Origin of the sequence: Paenibacillus sp. EKM212P (genome assembly GCF_011066115.1) — a bacterium.
Lineage (GTDB): Bacteria > Bacillota > Bacilli > Paenibacillales > Paenibacillaceae > Paenibacillus > Paenibacillus polymyxa_B.
Window position 1 is genome coordinate 463,322 of the sequence record NZ_JAAMNR010000001.1, and the last position, 16,009, is coordinate 479,330.

The 16,009-nt window shown below is 46.1% G+C and carries 17 protein-coding genes; 6 read left to right on the plus strand and 11 right to left on the minus strand.

Annotation, left to right across the window (positions count from 1 at the left end; translation table 11 throughout):
• Positions 1–154: 154 nt before the first annotated feature.
• The 4 genes from G9G54_RS02135 to G9G54_RS02150 all read right to left on the minus strand — a co-directional run bounded on the left by G9G54_RS02135 (position 155) and on the right by G9G54_RS02150 (position 2,527).
• Positions 155–715 carry a GrpB family protein gene (locus G9G54_RS02135; protein WP_165175795.1) on the minus strand — a complete coding sequence of 187 codons (561 nt, stop codon included), beginning with the start codon at positions 713–715 and terminating at the stop codon, positions 155–157.
• A gap of 35 nt (positions 716–750) precedes the next feature.
• Positions 751–1,080: a macro domain-containing protein gene (locus G9G54_RS02140; RefSeq protein WP_238807639.1), complete on the minus strand. Its 330-nt coding sequence runs from the start codon at positions 1,078–1,080 to the stop codon at positions 751–753.
• A 53-nt stretch (positions 1,081–1,133) separates the two neighbouring features.
• Positions 1,134–1,865, minus strand: a complete 732-nt coding sequence (locus G9G54_RS02145; protein ID WP_069291647.1) for an SDR family NAD(P)-dependent oxidoreductase — start codon at positions 1,863–1,865, stop codon at positions 1,134–1,136.
• Positions 1,866–1,945: 80 nt separating this feature from the next.
• Positions 1,946–2,527 (minus strand): TetR/AcrR family transcriptional regulator, encoded by a 582-nt coding sequence (locus tag G9G54_RS02150; RefSeq protein WP_061828575.1) that lies wholly within the window; start codon positions 2,525–2,527, stop codon positions 1,946–1,948.
• A 195-nt stretch (positions 2,528–2,722) separates the two neighbouring features.
• On the opposite strand from G9G54_RS02150, the gene G9G54_RS02155 reads away from it, so the two are divergent.
• Entirely contained in the window at positions 2,723–3,958 is a 1,236-nt protein-coding gene (locus G9G54_RS02155) for an MFS transporter (RefSeq protein WP_165175797.1), read from the plus strand.
• An 86-nt stretch (positions 3,959–4,044) separates the two neighbouring features.
• Here the strand turns inward: G9G54_RS02155 and G9G54_RS02160 are convergent, their stop codons facing one another.
• The 4 genes from G9G54_RS02160 to fabF form a co-directional block, all read right to left on the minus strand.
• Complete coding sequence (locus G9G54_RS02160) at positions 4,045–4,785, minus strand: zinc ribbon domain-containing protein (protein ID WP_165175799.1); 741 nt, start codon at positions 4,783–4,785, stop codon at positions 4,045–4,047.
• Positions 4,786–4,891: 106 nt separating this feature from the next.
• Positions 4,892–5,845 carry a helix-turn-helix transcriptional regulator gene (locus G9G54_RS02165; protein WP_165175801.1) on the minus strand — a complete coding sequence of 318 codons (954 nt, stop codon included), beginning with the start codon at positions 5,843–5,845 and terminating at the stop codon, positions 4,892–4,894.
• A gap of 20 nt (positions 5,846–5,865) precedes the next feature.
• Positions 5,866–6,372, minus strand: a complete 507-nt coding sequence (locus G9G54_RS02170; protein WP_061828577.1) for a GNAT family N-acetyltransferase — start codon at positions 6,370–6,372, stop codon at positions 5,866–5,868.
• A gap of 146 nt (positions 6,373–6,518) precedes the next feature.
• A complete protein-coding gene (gene fabF / locus G9G54_RS02175) occupies positions 6,519–7,757 on the minus strand; it encodes a beta-ketoacyl-ACP synthase II (RefSeq protein ID WP_165175803.1) in 1,239 nt (412 codons plus the stop codon).
• A gap of 163 nt (positions 7,758–7,920) precedes the next feature.
• Here fabF and G9G54_RS02180 point away from each other — a divergent pair, with 163 nt between their 5' ends.
• The 4 genes from G9G54_RS02180 (at position 7,921) to G9G54_RS02195 (ending at position 12,977) form a co-directional block, all read left to right on the plus strand.
• The gene (locus tag G9G54_RS02180; RefSeq protein ID WP_165175805.1) at positions 7,921–8,760 is read left to right on the plus strand and encodes a helix-turn-helix transcriptional regulator; all 840 of its coding nucleotides are present in this window, start codon (positions 7,921–7,923) and stop codon (positions 8,758–8,760) included.
• 135 nt (positions 8,761–8,895) lie between these two features.
• Positions 8,896–10,710 carry a DEAD/DEAH box helicase gene (locus tag G9G54_RS02185; protein ID WP_165175807.1) on the plus strand — a complete coding sequence of 605 codons (1,815 nt, stop codon included), beginning with the start codon at positions 8,896–8,898 and terminating at the stop codon, positions 10,708–10,710.
• A 1-nt stretch (position 10,711) separates the two neighbouring features.
• Positions 10,712–11,662 carry a YqhG family protein gene (locus G9G54_RS02190; RefSeq protein ID WP_061828581.1) on the plus strand — a complete coding sequence of 317 codons (951 nt, stop codon included), beginning with the start codon at positions 10,712–10,714 and terminating at the stop codon, positions 11,660–11,662.
• 58 nt (positions 11,663–11,720) lie between these two features.
• Entirely contained in the window at positions 11,721–12,977 is a 1,257-nt protein-coding gene (locus G9G54_RS02195) for a hypothetical protein (protein ID WP_238807641.1), read from the plus strand.
• Positions 12,978–13,074: 97 nt separating this feature from the next.
• Here G9G54_RS02195 and G9G54_RS02200 read toward each other — a convergent pair whose 3' ends face one another.
• Positions 13,075–13,266, minus strand: coding sequence for a YqzE family protein (locus G9G54_RS02200; RefSeq protein WP_029516735.1), 192 nt, complete (start codon positions 13,264–13,266; stop codon positions 13,075–13,077).
• Between the two features lie 290 nt (positions 13,267–13,556).
• On the opposite strand from G9G54_RS02200, the gene G9G54_RS02205 reads away from it, so the two are divergent.
• Positions 13,557–14,318, plus strand: coding sequence for an N-acetylmuramoyl-L-alanine amidase (locus G9G54_RS02205; RefSeq protein WP_165175809.1), 762 nt, complete (start codon positions 13,557–13,559; stop codon positions 14,316–14,318).
• Here G9G54_RS02205 and G9G54_RS02210 read toward each other — a convergent pair.
• Together G9G54_RS02210 and msrA are read right to left on the minus strand one after the other, a co-directional pair.
• Positions 14,293–15,228, minus strand: coding sequence for a divergent polysaccharide deacetylase family protein (locus G9G54_RS02210; protein WP_165175811.1), 936 nt, complete (start codon positions 15,226–15,228; stop codon positions 14,293–14,295). The genes G9G54_RS02205 and G9G54_RS02210 overlap by 26 nt on opposite strands.
• A 125-nt stretch (positions 15,229–15,353) precedes the next feature.
• Positions 15,354–15,866: a peptide-methionine (S)-S-oxide reductase MsrA gene (gene msrA, locus G9G54_RS02215; RefSeq protein WP_165175813.1), complete on the minus strand. Its 513-nt coding sequence runs from the start codon at positions 15,864–15,866 to the stop codon at positions 15,354–15,356.
• Positions 15,867–16,009: the final 143 nt, after the last annotated feature.

Sequence of the window (16,009 nt, forward strand, 5' to 3'; positions counted from 1 at the left end):
ATGAATATGAACACTGGATGAACACTACCGTAGTAGCTTCTGAATAAGCTTTTTCTGGTGTGCTGGCAAGCCTTCTGGCCATTCCCCTACACGGCAATAACAAATGTTGGAGATTTCGGCGCTTGGTCGGAAAGCACCCGGGAGTCCGGACATTCTAATCTTTAGGATGTCCGGTATTCAGAACGTTTTGCACAAAATCAGTCTTGGCCTCCGTGTACGCTTCACGATCACGCTGATTTTCCATCGCCAGCCGCCTTTTTAATACATCATATTGCTGAATCAGCTCAGGCTGTTCACGAAGTCGGTTCCGAAACAATAGCTGCCGATCCCAATGCTCATCAGATTTCAGTATGAGATGCAGATGTCCCTTTCTTTGATCCTGTTCCACTTTAACCAAAAATCTTCTCCATTCCCGACCGTCCAATTCAGGGGGAACATAATTCCAGCCTGCTGGTTGTAAAGCAGACACGATCTGTTCCAGTTGATCCCAAGATTCTAATTTTGCCATTATGTCAATAATGGGCTTAGCGGAAAGATTGGGAATTGCCGTGCTTCCTATATGTTCGATTTCCGTCACCTTAAACGGCAGTAATAACTCCCGCAACTGGTAAATGATCTTTAAGCCCTGCTCTGACCAGGCAGGATCAGGATTCACTATTTTTACAGGCTCCGTAGCCCACACCGGCCAATGTTCCTGGTTTTGCTCCTCATGCATTCATGATCCCCCCTAATTTCTACTCATGTATTCTCTCATCCAACTGTATCTTTTTTAATATCCTTAACACTATCTTGTAACTTACGGGTATATAACTGAGCAATTTCCGCATCAAAGCAAACAAAAATAATCTCATTCAAAGCCGCATGTTCACGTACAAAACGTGTCACTTCCTGTATAGCAATATCCGCCGCCTTTTCTTTCGGGAAACGGTAGATGCCTGTGCTGATATTCGGAAAGGCAATGCTTCGTGCATTCAGCTTTAAAGCTAATTGGAGTGCATTATGGTAGCATTTCGCCAATAGCTCCTCTTCCCGATGGTCGCCGCCATTCCACACAGGACCAACGGTATGAACAACATTCACGTTTATCTAAGTTCAATTTGGGTATTCATTAATCCTCCTCCTCTCGTAAAAAATCATCTTAGATAACACCCATTATTAATATCAAAGGTCGCTCCCGTATAATGCCTGGATCTTTTCGATAGCAGAAACAGGACAGTATAAGCAACATCTTCTGCTTTTAAAGGCTCAGGAATTAGCTGATGATTTGTATATTCCTCCTTTCTCCAATCAGGAATATGATCCATCATTGGAGTACTTACCATCGTTGGTGCCACAGCATTAACTCTTATATAAGGTGAAAAATTCATGGCACAGCTTTTAGTAAAGCCCAATATTGCAGCTTTTGATAATCCATAGATCGCATCTGAGCTTCCTTCCATTCCAGAAACAGAAGACATATTTACGATAATTCCCTGATGCTTCTTCTCAATCATGAACTTTCCAAAAAATTGCGAGAAATATACACATCCCTTAATATTTATGTCCAGCACCTTCTCTATTTCTTCCATACCATAGTCGAGTATATTCTTTCCTCTATAAACACCTGCATTATTGACTAAAGCTGTTATGTCCGGGTGTTCTCCCTTAATGTATGTAAAAAAATCAGTTACTTCCGTATAGTTACTTATATCTATCAGATAGGTGTACAAACTTGGTGAATTCAGTTCAGCCTCAAGTTCGTTTAAAGAACGTTTATTCATATCACACGCAATAACACTTGCGCCTTCCCTTAGACATTGCTGAGTAATTTCCTTTCCAATGCCTGAAGCAGCTCCTGTTATAATAACTTTCATTTTATTAAGCAATGAAGAAACCCCTCTCTCGTACGGTATATAGTTTTACTCAAAATACCTCTCTCAAGTACTATCAGCTATATGAAAGAAACTTACTTCAGTAACATAAGTGCAGTCGCAACCGAATGATCCACAAAAGAACGCTCTGGGCGCGACTTCATCATCACGGTAATCCCGATTAACAAAGAGACCAACGTATGGGCCAAAGCTCGTGCATCCATAGCCACCTCAAGCTCCCCAGATCGAATACCACGCTCGAGGGTTTCCTGAAAGACGGCAGAAAGATACATCTGATGTTCTCTGGTTAAAATCTCAAATTTCTCATCATGAGGGGCTAATTCTACCATCGTATTAATACAAAAGCATCCTCTATTAGGCCCATCCTCGTACTCTTCTGCCACGACTCCTCCAAAAAAATTGTAAAACGCTTCTTTTACAGAAGAATTGCTTTGTAGTCTAGAGCGTACATAAGCAGCGTGGGATTGCGTATATTTGCGCAGCGCAGCTTCGAATAATTGCTTCTTGTCTCCAAAGGCAGCGTAAATGCTAGGGCGCTGAATTCCCATTTTGGAGGTTAAATCACTTAAAGATGTAGCCTCGAATCCCTTTTCCCAAAAAATTCGCATCGCTGCATCCAACGCTTGATCTTCATCAAATTCCCGTGGTCGAACCATAAGCAGCTCCTTCTTTTCATATCGTTCAGTATATTAAGATTGTATGATCACGATAAGAAACTGTCAAATATGTACATGATGAACTCTTGACATTTCATATATAAACGAGTTATATTGACCTAAATTCATTACATACCAATCGGTATATTATACTCAACGGTATGTAAATTACAGAAAGCGACGTGGTATGTGAAAATGAAGACGTCAGAAGAAAAAGCGGTACTCCTCCCTCATCAAACGGTAGCAAATGCTGCCGAAACAGCCCCCATTCCCTCCCTGTCCCGATCTGTGGCACTCTTGTTTGCCATAGCCTGCGGGCTGGCTGTCGCTAACATTTACTATGCACAGCCATTGCTGGATGCGCTGGCAAACGAATTTGGCATTACTCACTCATCGGTAGGCATGGTCATTACTATCACGCAAATTTGTTATGCGTTGGGATTATTGCTGCTCGTCCCGCTTGGCGATCTTTTGAATCGACGGCGACTGATTACAGGGCAAATGCTGCTATCCGTGCTGGCACTAATCGTGGTTAGCTTTGCTCCTACCCGTACAATACTGCTTATGGGAATGGCAATGGTTGGTCTGCTGGCTGTAGTCACTCAAACACTCGTGGCTTTCGCCTCTACCTTGGCTAATCCGACTGAACGTGGGCGTATCGTAGGTCTGGTGACCAGTGGAGTCGTTATCGGCATTCTGCTGGCACGAACCGTGGCCGGTGTATTAACTGATCTGGCAGGCTGGCGTTCAGTTTACCTTGTTTCTGCTATACTTACGCTGTTTATGGCTGGAGCTCTGTTGCGGGTGTTGCCAAAGAACGAACCCACAAGTGCGACACTTTCCTATCCGCAACTGCTCCGATCGGTTATCGTACTATTCTTGCAAGAACGAATTCTGCGTATTCGTGCTGTCCTTGCATTGCTCATTTTTACGGCGTTCAGCATATTGTGGACTTCGCTTGTGTTACCTCTCAGTGCACCCCCATTGTCTCTTTCACATACTGCTATCGGGGCCTTTGGTCTGGCTGGAGTCGCCGGGGCATTAGCAGCAGCACAAGCAGGGCGTCTTGCCGATCAGGGCTTGGGACAACGGACGACGGGTATCGCACTAGTTGTGTTGCTGCTGTCCTGGTTACCTATCCGCTACACCGAGCATTCTCTGTTCGCTTTAGTTCTTGGCGTCATTCTTTTGGACTTGGCGGTACAGGCTGTACATGTCACCAACCAAAGCTTGATTTTCAATGTGCGCCCTGAGGCACGGAGCCGACTTACTGCAGGCTACATGATATTTTATTCCATTGGTAGCGCCACCGGGGCCATTGCTTCCACTCATATGTACATCTATGCCGGATGGAACGGGGTGTGTCTATTAGGATCTGGTGTCAGTGCTCTGGCTCTCATCTTTTGGGCTTTAACTCGACGTTCAACTTGAAGGGGAGACTACTATTGATTGAATCAGAAGAAAACCGCCGGGTCCACGACAATGACCGGCGGTTCTCTTCTGTCACAACAAAATCATCACTTGATTGCAATATAAATCAAAACAGGTTCATCAGGACTGCCATACACTTCAAAATCACCTGTGTATGTCCGCTCCCCTTGTCCCGTGGCAGCCCACTCCCAGATCGTCTGCCATACACGGAAGACAGAAGAGGGTTCCTGAGTTGCCTGAAAAATGGCGTAGCGTGCAGCCGGAATGACAAGTTCTTCAAGGTCATCAGGAGTTTGGAAATCTACAGCCGCTTCCTTCCCGATAAAAAACGTATACTCGCCTAAAGCTCCATTTTCATAATCAGTATAGCAACCATAGACAGAAGCATGTCCTGCTTTTTCCTTTATCCGACCAGGCACGTCCTCACTCCAAAAACGTTCCCACATGTTTGGAATGATCCCGTGAGATGTTTGTTCATTCTGATTACTTGTACGTGCTTTCAGCCCAATCAAACGGATATCACCTCGATATTCCTCCCGAATGGGTCCATCCAGTGTAAGCCCCGTATCCTCTGAGGACCGCCATCGTTTTAAATACGGCAGGTAATTGCGCAGCATCGAAGTCGCTTCTTCTTCCTGCATCCCCTCCTCTACCAGGATAGGCACACACTGCTGAATCATTCCCTCCATAGTCAATTCAGGCTGTACAAATTCGCCTTCCTTGTAACAATACTTGCAATACTCATCCGTTTTATGATGTTTTGTATCCGTTCCATATTGGTCCTCATGCTCTAGCGGCATCCCGCAACTTTGACAAGCTTTATCCATCCTCGTAAATCCCCTTTCGCTAACTGATATCAGGTATGCCACCAGTATAACGAAACAAACCTGACAACTATGGGTCAGGTTTGTTTTACTTTAACTAAGATTTCCTTTATGATTCCTGAACTTCTTCATAATTAGACGCAATACGCAGCGCCATCTTATGAATCTTGTCACGCAAATGGGCTGGTTCTTTGACAACCACATCCGGTCCCAGGCTTAAAATAAATCCGTACGCCCATGCATCCTCAGGAAACGGGACCGAAACCGTATAGATCCCTTCCTCCTGCTCGGTCAATGCTTCTACGCCAAACCAGTCCTCCGCCAGATGCCTTGAGTCACGGTTAAATTGTAGCGTAAATGGTTGTACGGCTCTGGATACCTCCATCCGCCCCTCATTCCACGGCAACACTTCATAAGAAAGATCCCTGCGAGCAAAAACTGTCTCTGTAACCACAGGGTCACTCATGCGCGAGAGTTTGAATAGACGAAACTGCTCCCTATCGGGACAATATGCATATACAAACCATTGTTGTCCTTTCAGAACGAGCGTATGCGGTTCAACATCCCGTTCCGTTATGGCTCCCCCCGCATTTCGATAGGTAAAGGCGACAGTGCGCGCTTGGCTCATTGCTTCTTTTACCTTTATCAATTTGCCTTCCTGCGCAGCCCGATTTCCCCATCCCGAATGATCGACGATAAACTGTGTGGTATGGACACTAAATTGCTCTTTCCCAGATTCCGGTATAATACTTTCAAATTTATGAAGTAACCGCGACACATTCGGGCCGCCCAACGACGAGGACAAACTCTGCAAACCCATCACGATATCCTTTATATCATGATCCGTCAGCATACTGCGATCCAGGCGGTATCCTTCCATAAGACCGATTCCCCCGTTGGCTCCCTGATAAGTGACCACCGGAATACCTGCCATACTAATCGCTTCAATATCTCTATAGATCGTCCGGATCGAAACCTCATATAAATCAGCCAGTTCCTTCGCTTGTATTCTATTTTTCTTTAGCAGCAAAATGACGATAGAAAGCAATCGGTCAATTTTCATTTTTTCAAAACCTTTCGTCATTAATAAAAATAAGCCATGAACTCCTCATCATATCCCTGACCGTGATATTCCAAAGCATTCTTTTCTATACCATAGGTTTCAAATCCCAATTTCCTATACAGCTCAACAGCAGCTTGATTGGTAGTCACCACACTCAGGTTGATTTGCTTCAAACCTTCCACTTTTCTACCTTGGCTGATAACTTCCAATAAAAGTTTTTTAGCGATCCCCTGGCCTCGATAGGTCGATGGTACATAAACTCCCCAAATTGCTCCCTTATGCTGCGTCTTTATTTTCTGCTCTCTTCTAAACCCGGTCATGCCAACCAGCTGATGATCCTTTGTAAATGCACCAAGTATGTAATGATCTCGTTTATTTTGTATCTGCTTCACCACATCAGATAGCGGAACTAGTGCGGCTTCCTCATAGGAGGTTCCAAAAGCTTCGGGGTTCATTTGTAGGGCTTCCAGTCTCAAATTCCAATAAGCCTCAGCGTCTGCTGGTTGTATGTTTCTGATTAAAACCATGGCTTTCCGTCCCTCCAAATGTTTTCCTTCATCTTACTCTATCTCTTATCTAAAATGAATCTGTTATTCTTCGATTAAAATAACCTCAGGTGCTCTATCCAGCCGGATAGAATGCCTGAGGTTTGGTTTCAATAACTCCTTACATATTATGACTCGTAGCGCTTCAGCACAATGACCGCATTATGACCACCGAAGCCGAAAGAATTAGATAGCCCAATATTTAGTGGAGCCTTGCGCGCTTTGTGAGGCACATAATCCAGATCGCAAACCGGGTCCGGATTGTCTAGATGCATCGTTGGTGGAATGATGCCTTCCCGTAGGCTTTGCACAAGCGCAATCGCTTCGACCCCGCCCGCAGCTCCCAGCATATGACCCAGCATGGACTTATTCGCAGTAACCGGAATCTGATAGGCATAATCACCAAACAACTTATGGATTGCAAGGGTCTCAGCGGCATCCCCGACAGACGTACTCGTTGCGTGGGCGCTAATCACGTCCACTTCTTCAGGGGAGATGCGGGCCGAATGAAGGGCTGCTTTCATCGCCAAGTAAGCTCCGGTTCCTTCGGGATGCGGTGCAACCATGTGATAAGCATCCGAACTGGCTCCATAACCGATGACCTCACCATAGATTTCCGCACCACGGCGGATAGCGTGTTCCAGTGACTCCAGTACCAGAATACCTGCACCTTCGCTCATGACAAAGCCGTCTCGATCCTGATCAAAAGGTCGACTTGCTATAGAAGGCTCCTCGTTACGTGTGGACAAGGCAGTCGCATTAGCGAAGCTTGCCAAGGCCAATCTAGTCACCGCCGCTTCAGTTCCACCAGCAAAAATGACATCCGCATCTCCTGTGCGAATCGTCCGAAACGCCTCTCCAATTGCTGTATTCCCAATAGAGCAAGCCGTCACGGGTGAAAGCGTAGGTCCCATCGCTCCAAACGCGATACTAATTTGAGCAGCTGCCATATTCGAGATCATCATGGGTACCAGCGTCGGGCTAACTCTACCCGGTCCACGATGTAGCAGAACATCTACATTGTTCACCAACGTATCCAAACCGCCGACTCCCGATCCCACATAGACACCTACACGCTCCAAATCGGTGTGATCCAGTTCCAGACCGGAATCCTTAAGCGCTTGTTCTGCCGCATATAATGCAAACTGAGTAAACCGATCCATTCGTCTAGCATCTTTACGTCCCCATTGCTTTTCTGCATCAAAATCCTGTACCAGTCCAGCAATTTGTGCTTTCAAATCGGACACATCGAATGTATCAACTTTACGTATACCTGAATTGCCTTCCAGCAAATTCTTCCACAACGTGTCCACTTCATTACCTATTGGGGAAACGACACCCATACCTGTTATCACTACTCTTTGCATAAGCTATTCATTCCTCCTGCTCGGTGACTTACTTATAATCCTCATTTTACCCTTGTCTTATCCTATTACAAGTGTTTGTTTATCCTGGTATAATGAACACTACTATAGTAAACGCCTTATTTGCTCACTTCGGATATACCCATTGAATGGAGAGAAAATACCTATGAAAACGGAAGCACGTCTGGAAGCACTATCTGTTTTTCTAAAAACAAAAAGGGCCCGCCTACACCCACATATGGTCGGTCTCCCCCAAGGATCACGTCGCAGAACACCAGGCTTGCGCAGAGAAGAAGTCGCTCAGCTGGCAGGTGTCAGTACGACCTGGTATACCTGGCTGGAGCAAGGACGAGATATTAAGGTGTCCGCCTCTGTGTTGGATGCTATTGCTGCCGCATTGCAGTTGAACACAGACGAGCGCAAATATTTGTATGATTTGGCGATCGAGGCCGGGTCTCACAGCCTTCCTGTTCCTGCAGAGCAGGCCGTCATTTCCCCCTCTCTGCAAAAGATCGTACAAGAGCTACACTACTGCCCTGCTATTATTTCAGATCGGCGTTGTCATATTGTCGGTTGGAACGCCGCTGCTGCTCATGTTTTTATGGATTTTGCCGAGCTACCACATGAGCAACGCAATATGATTGAACTGCTATTCACCAAAAAGGAGTTTAAAAGTCTAGCCGTGAATTGGGAACACTTTGTAAAGGGGTTCCTTGCAATTTTCCGCGCTTATTACGGACAATACGTAACAGACCCCTGGTATGCACAATTTATACAAAATATGAGTCAGACCTACCCAGAGTTTAACGAGCTTTGGAATCAGAGTGAAGTAAGCTCCGCGCCGGAGGTGCTCATTGAATTTCGTCATGCCAAGGCTGGCAAAATGCTATTTGACCTGACTTCTCTTCAGGTACAGGGCAGTGTTGATCTCCGTTGCAGCATCTACACGCCTATTGCGCAGACCTCTACGGAAAGTAAACTCCAAAAGTTAATGGAAGGCAGCTAAAGGATTTCATCCCTCCTGTTATGAAGATATCTTTTTCCGTCCATACTACATCTACGATCTGTGCTAAATAGATGCCACATATGTGACAGAACCAAGAGCTTCAACTGTGCTACTACCAGGAGGGAGGGAATCATCATGAAAGCCAAATCGACAAGTTCCCCGCACATACCTAATCAAGCGCCACTGCCTGTTCCGGTGCAATTTGATCGAAGCTGGCAGAATGAGCTGGACCAGCGGCTGCGCAAAGGTGGCCCTTGGGGAGATTGGAATCTGTATCAGCTGGCCATTGAGGCTGAAAAAGTCAAACTGGTGCCGAGCTTTGATGAGCTTCAATGTCTACAGCATTTGCAAGACCTCACTCCACTACCCCATCAGCTGGATACCGCTCGAAAGGTACTGTTTCAAATGTCCGGACGTGCCATTCTTGCCGATGAAGTCGGCCTAGGCAAAACAATCGAAGCTGGAATGATCCTAAAGGAATATCTGGTTCGCGGGCTGGCTTCCAAAGTGCTTATTCTTGTACCCGCATCTCTGGTCCTACAATGGGTACGTGAGCTGAACAGCAAATTCGGTATTCCCGCTGTCGCCCAGAAAAAAGCGTATTCTTGGTCTTCCGAGGTCGTCGTGGCCTCTATGGATACCGCCAAGCGGGAGCCCCATAGTAACATCCTACTAGATACCGATTATGACCTGCTCATTATAGACGAGGCTCATAAGCTGAAAAATAAAAAGACATCCAACTACCAGTTCATTATGAAGCTGCGTAAAAAATATTGTTTGCTCCTGACAGCAACACCTGTACAAAACGATCTGTCTGAGCTGTTTAACCTGATTACACTGCTCAAGCCTGGTCAATTGGGAAGACATGGCGATTTTTCAGCCAACTTTGTTGTAGATAAACGTCTGCCCAAAAATGAAGATCAGCTCAAGGATGAGCTATCTAAAGTCATGATCCGCAATCGTCGCGGAGAAGGCCCGGTTCAATTCACCAAACGAAATGTTTCCAACATTCACTTGGAACTTTCGCCGGAAGAGCAAGCGCTGTACGATGGGGTGACTTCTTTTGTGAAAGAGCAATACCAGGCGAATGGCGGAAATTTAAGTAGCATGCTTTCTCTCGTTACCCTTCAACGGGAAGTGTGCAGCAGTCGGGACGCTGTGTTCGTGACGCTGGTCAACTTGTCTAAAAAGATGGCCCCAGACTCTCCCCTACGCGATCGTGTCTGGGATTTGGTTGCACATATTAAAGCGATCAAGGCCAATTCCAAAGCAGAAAAAGCGCTCGAGCTTATCCGTCAGATGAACGAAAAAGTGATCATTTTTACAGAATACCGGGCCACACAGGAGTATTTGCTGAACTATTTCCGTGACCGTGGCCTATCTGCTGTTCCTTACCGAGGTGGTATGAACCGCGGACGCAAGGATTGGATGATGGATCTGTTCCGTGGGCGCATTCAGGTCATGATTGCCACCGAAGCGGGTGGTGAAGGCATTAACCTGCAATTTTGTCACCATATGATTAACTTCGATTTACCGTGGAATCCCATGCGCGTGGAGCAGCGGATCGGACGGGTACATCGACTTGGACAGACGCATGATGTTAATATTTTCAACTTGTCCACAACCGGAACGATTGAGGAGCATATCCTGCATCTGCTGCATGAAAAGATAAATATGTTTGAGATGGTCATTGGCGGATTGGACGTTATTCTTGAGAAGTTTGAGAAAAAAGAATCCATTGAAAAAAGTCTGTATAAGATCATGCTTGAATCCAGTAGCGATGATGAAATTCGCAAAAAAATGCAAAAGCTGGGCCACTCGCTGGATTCCATCAAACAGGAAATGGAACAACTGCGCACAGACCAGCCAAACACCGAGGATTTATTAGGCCTAGCAGGCAATACGGTTCCTCCGGGCAAAGCTCGACGCAGTGTGAAGGGAGGTCGCTAGTTTGACCATGAATGCACAGCAAGTCCAGCGTTTTGTACACACCTATCTGGAAGCTACCGGATGCAGTGTCATTGAGAGGTCGCCTCATCATGTAACCGTCAAGCTTTCTCCAGAAGCGGATAAAGCCTTAACAAACCGCCCCTACTATTGGGGATACGTAGAGCGTACTGGTGTTCCAGCGCAGACGATGTCCTTCACTTTCATCTTTGATGGGGAAGCCTATCGCACAGAACAGGAACGTTTAGCGGATCATACGCCACCAACTCCAGCATCAGGCAACGCAGCACAAGATCAGGTCATGGGGCGTTACTTCGGTCATGTACCGACATTACCACAATTGGGACCTGGACGTATTTTGCAGGAGGAGCTTCGATATGGAAGCCGTCGGCTGCATCAAATTTTTGAAGCCGCACGGGATGGAGGAAAATATGTTTATTTGTTTGAGCAGCCTGATGCCCGTCAGCTGTCTGCCCGCTCTCCCGTAGTCTATGAAGCTTGGCTCAGCATCTGCTATAAGATTGAATTCGCCTGCGATTTGAAGCGTGAGGAACTTCAGTGGCTAGGTATTTCGCTTAAAAGCGGCACCATTGTAACCGATTTTGGCGCCATGCTCGAAACTCGGCAGCTCAGCCCGCTGCTGGCGGGCAATATGCATGTGCAGCCTGCCGAGCTATCTGTCCCTGAAGCTTCTAGCTCGCTTGAAAGCTATCTCACCGAACAGCTCCGTCAGCAAGATTATGATTGGGCTGAGCAGGCGAAGGAACGATTGCGCGAGGAATTGGAGGTTATTGACCACTACTACGATGATCTAATCAAGGAGCAGAAAGAGGAAGAGGATAAAAAAGAAGCCATATCAGAGCAGCATCAAGCCCGCCGTAAAGAAATGGTATGGCAATATGAGCCCAAGGTACTCGTATCCGCCATTAACTGCGGGATATTTCATCTGCGGTAACCGATATCTCTTGCTCCTTCGCAGGAGAGTTGCAGAGGTATCGTCAGCTTGTAACATCTTGCTTCAGCCTACATCAGTTTCCGCTGCTGTAACCACAAGTTTGGTTAAACATGTCTCCTATGTATCGACAGCAAAAAGCGAACCTGGATACGACATTTGCGCCGACAAGGTGCAGCAGTCTTTTTATCGGACAGGCTGTATGCTGGATAAAAAAGAATGCCTCCGTCGGGCAATCAAGCCGACAGAAAGGTGGATTACATTGAATAAGAGTCATTCCGGGCACTATAGCATAGGTATGATCGCAGCTGTTCTGATCGGCCTGTCAGCAGTCTGTCCGTTCACTTCCATTCATGCGGCTCCCTCAGCCGCACAAGGCAACAATTTAAACTCGGTGTCTCTCTACAACGAAAGCTCGTGGGTTCCTCCATTGAATTCCACGAGTCCTATTACCCCTTCCCCGGGTGACGTTTCAGCAAGTTTTCCTACTGAGGAGCAAGGCGTACCCGCAGACGTAAAACAGACTGCGGACAACACGGTACAATCCCTATCATCGCAGCCCCCTTTTGCCTCGTGGAAAGATGCTGAGCTTAGCTATCATCCGCTCGGACCTGGAACCCATAGTTGGCTTGTTCAAGTAAACCGTGCGGGAGAATACATCGGCTACCTGATTATCGGCTCAGACTCCAATGGCGCATATCAACTCAACGAATACGGGAATGGTCCGGGCGGGCCTTATAGTATGGCTGTACTTCGTCAATCCCTGGTGTCGCTCACAGATACTGATCTTTCATCTATCGACAAGCTGCAAATCACACCTATGTATGAGGAACCGCTACTAGCCTACTGGCTGGTGCGTTCCTCTACAGGCAGCGAAATATGTATTGATGCTGTGACTGGCGATCCGTTACCTGTAGAAGTGGCAGATGGGAGTTGGAAACATAAGCTCCAGAACAACGCATTCTCTTCATCTGTACCCTTTTTGAAAACAAAGGCGCAAGCGGTTACGGTCTCGTCTGCTCCTTTTGATCCCTATGACGATCTGGGTTGGCTTCAACCCAAGCAACAACTTTCTGTCCGTGACACAGCCCAATTTATGGATACACTGAGTACTTCACCGCGTATTATATTTTCTGCCACAGGTATCAATTTTGCCTTTGGAGGTCCCTTATCCATTAGTGGTTATCAGTGCTGGATATCTCCAGATCATCCGTCCCAACCCAATTTATATGCGTTAACCTACCATCATGGACTTTCCCGATTTGTACCATTAAAACAGTTATTGTCAGCTGGCGAATTTTATCGTTTGGACTCCTAGTTATTAAGAAACACGAAAAAGATCGGAATGATCCCTACAACATAAAAAGAGACCTCAAATGGCATACCCTATGCCTCTTGTGGTCTCTTTGGCGAGTTTAATGTCGCTCCCTTCGCCCTCTGCGTGTGGATTTCATCCACATTTTCAGAGCGAGAGGCAACATGCCAAACCATTTGCTCCCCCACGGCTCTCTGGCTTGTTTTTGACTGCGCCGAACATCACGCGGCGTTTCCATATAGCGAACAATCCGCTGCGTAATATACGTCACCAGTTCGTCACTCTTCGCCATCCTTCATGACCTCCTCCAATCTGCGCCTATTATTTCCATTTACGTTGCTTGGAAATATCGGATTTACACGTTAGGTGCAGATAAAACTAGCTTGCTCATTTTCCAAAAAGTCTAACCCCTGTGGGAATAACTATGCATGGTTTCCCTTAAATGGAACATACTATCTTCAACATAACAGTTACCCCAAGGCTAATTGTCATATTTGAAGGCAGCTACGCTACTTTAGGTTTGATGCCTGTTATGCATGGTTTTTCAGTAAATAATCAATTCGTCCATTGGAGGAATAGAATGTGAGGAAAAAAAAGTTAAACAGAATATGGCTGACATGCTTGGGGTTCAGTCTATGCATCCTTTGCAGTGCTGTATTTGCCCCATTTACCTGTATAGCTGCTCAGCCCGACGAGAAAAGTAACGACCCGAACAAGTATACAGAGGGTCCACCCAACGTACATTCGTCCTATCACGCTTTTGCCAAGCCCGTTGTCCTGATTGATGTAGGCCATGGCGGTGTGGATGGTGGAACAAGTCATAAAGGAATTTTGGAAAAAGATATCAATCTCGCCATTGCTCAAAAGCTGTACTTGATTTTACGCTCTCAGGGATATCCTGCTGTCCTGAATCGGGACAAGGACTACGCACTGAGTGACGACAACCGTTGGCTGCAGTCCAAATCCCGGCACCTTAAAGACCTCGCCCAACGTAAAAGCCTAACAGAACAACTGCCCACCGCTTTGGTTGTAAGCCTGCATGTCAATTGGAGCAAACGTGCCGAAAAAAGGGGACCCATTGTACTGTATCAGGATGAAGGCAGCAGCTATCTGTTAGCTGAACGGATTCAGCATTCATTAAACCGCTTATTTTGCATAAATAGAAAAACAGTGTACGGAAAACCCTTTTATCTTTTGAATAAAATCCAGCATCCTGCTGTAATTGTTGAAACCGGATTTATAAGTAACGAACAGGACAGAGCTATGCTTTCCGAGGATCGTGGTCAAAAAAGCATTGCCGAAGCTATTGCCGAAGGCATTATTGCGCATCTGACGGCATGGTAGTGTTGGTGGCTGGGTCTCCCGTCCATCCCCATACAGCTCGTACCAAATCGCTAATACCCACAAATTTGGCGTGCTCCTTTAGCTTGGGAACCGACGAATGAAGAGCGGAGGATGTGTGCATACCAGACACGCCAACGTGCCCAATCGTTACGCAGGTGTTGTGCTCATCCAGCCATTTAACCACTTTTGTAAGTTGCCGATTCACATGGGCGAGGTTATGGACATCATCCAGAAAAACATCATTTCGTACTGGTGGCATTCCCTTTTTAGCGGCAAGCTCAGGGACCACTGACCGATAATTAGTACGGCTATCGACAAAAAATAGTCCATGCTCCTTACAAACATCAAGAACAATGGACATAATGCGCTTATTAGAAGTGACCTTGGAACCCATGTGGTTGTTCATCCCTATCGCAAAAGGAACATCCTTAATGGCTGCTGTCACCTTCGCACGTACTTCTTCATCCGTCATATTAGCCTTAATTGCTCCAGGCCCAAGCCATTCGGGCTTCCCTTGCTTTGGCTCCATTGGAAGATGGACGATGACATCATGACCGCGCTTATGCGCTTCCATAGCGTCCTGCTTGGTTGTAGGCAGGAAGGGCATCACAGCAACGGTAATCTTAACGGGTAAATTTAAAATTTGCTCAGTTCCTTTCATATGGTTTCCCAGATCGTCAATAATGACAGCAACCATCTTTTGCGGATCGTCCTGTTTGTCTATTGCTTCTGCAACACCAGTACTACAGACCATCAATAACATGCATACCGAAATACAGAGTACTACGGTTCTTCGCATTTTGGAGCTTGAATGGAATACAGGTACATAAGCTGGCTCTTTCCGAGCGCGAGATTCCTTTAAAGCCTTTTTTATTATATTTCTCATGTGCAGCTTCCGTCGTGTACTCATTGCGGGTCAGCCTCCTTCTCTGTCCCTTCATTGTGTGAGTAACGTCGTCTAAATATGTATAAGGCAGATTCATGGAATACTCCCTGATCTGCCTTATCGTGCGTAGAAACGTATAATAAAGCCGCTTACCAGTTCTTATCAATAAATTCATCACGACCTGATTGGGCCCGATCTTCCTTATAGTGCTTCACGTTTTTCTTGTGGTAATCCTGATGATAATCCTCTGCAGGATAAAAAATCGAAGCAGGAAGAATCTCCGTTACAATTGGCTTATCAAAGGGTCCACTTTGTGCCAACTGCTCCTTGGACTGTTGTGCAAGCTCACGTTGCTGCTCTGTATGATAAAAAATTGCGGGTTTATACTGTGTACCCCGGTCCTGAAATTGACCTTCCCCGTCGGTAGGATCTGTTTGCGGCCAATATAATTCGAGCAGCTTTTCATAAGGAAACAGCTCAGGTTCAAAAGTAATCTGCACCACCTCGTAGTGACCTGTAGTTCCTGTTTTAACCTGCTCGTAGGTCGGATCAGGAATCGTTCCTCCAGTGTATCCTGACACAATGCCATGAATGCCCGGCTGCTCTTCAAACGGAGTCACCATACACCAGAAGCATCCACCTGCAAAAGTCGCTTTCTCCATCTTACATCCAACCTTTCAATAACTTCATCATAAAGTGCGTTATTTTCTATCATATCTTAAAAGATAACCTTATAAAAGAATTGTTTATGAACTTGAGGAATTCGCAAAAATTCCACCTAAAAGAAATCAAGTAATTTGTCAGA

Excerpts from the sequence above, each read along its gene's own strand:
- G9G54_RS02135 (WP_165175795.1), bottom strand. The coding sequence starts at position 715 with ATGCATGAGGAGCAAAACCAGGAACATTGGCCGGTGTGGGCTACGGAG.
- G9G54_RS02150 (WP_061828575.1), bottom strand. The coding sequence starts at position 2,527 with ATGGTTCGACCACGGGAATTTGATGAAGATCAAGCGTTGGATGCAGCG.
- G9G54_RS02155 (WP_165175797.1), top strand. The coding sequence starts at position 2,723 with ATGAAGACGTCAGAAGAAAAAGCGGTACTCCTCCCTCATCAAACGGTA.
- G9G54_RS02160 (WP_165175799.1), bottom strand. The coding sequence starts at position 4,785 with ATGGATAAAGCTTGTCAAAGTTGCGGGATGCCGCTAGAGCATGAGGAC.
- G9G54_RS02165 (WP_165175801.1), bottom strand. The coding sequence starts at position 5,845 with ATGAAAATTGACCGATTGCTTTCTATCGTCATTTTGCTGCTAAAGAAA.
- G9G54_RS02170 (WP_061828577.1), bottom strand. The coding sequence starts at position 6,372 with ATGGTTTTAATCAGAAACATACAACCAGCAGACGCTGAGGCTTATTGG.
- fabF (WP_165175803.1), bottom strand. The coding sequence starts at position 7,757 with ATGCAAAGAGTAGTGATAACAGGTATGGGTGTCGTTTCCCCAATAGGT.
- G9G54_RS02180 (WP_165175805.1), top strand. The coding sequence starts at position 7,921 with ATGAAAACGGAAGCACGTCTGGAAGCACTATCTGTTTTTCTAAAAACA.
- G9G54_RS02185 (WP_165175807.1), top strand. The coding sequence starts at position 8,896 with ATGAAAGCCAAATCGACAAGTTCCCCGCACATACCTAATCAAGCGCCA.
- G9G54_RS02200 (WP_029516735.1), bottom strand. The coding sequence starts at position 13,266 with ATGGCGAAGAGTGACGAACTGGTGACGTATATTACGCAGCGGATTGTT.
- G9G54_RS02210 (WP_165175811.1), bottom strand. The coding sequence starts at position 15,228 with ATGAGTACACGACGGAAGCTGCACATGAGAAATATAATAAAAAAGGCT.
- msrA (WP_165175813.1), bottom strand. The coding sequence starts at position 15,866 with ATGGAGAAAGCGACTTTTGCAGGTGGATGCTTCTGGTGTATGGTGACT.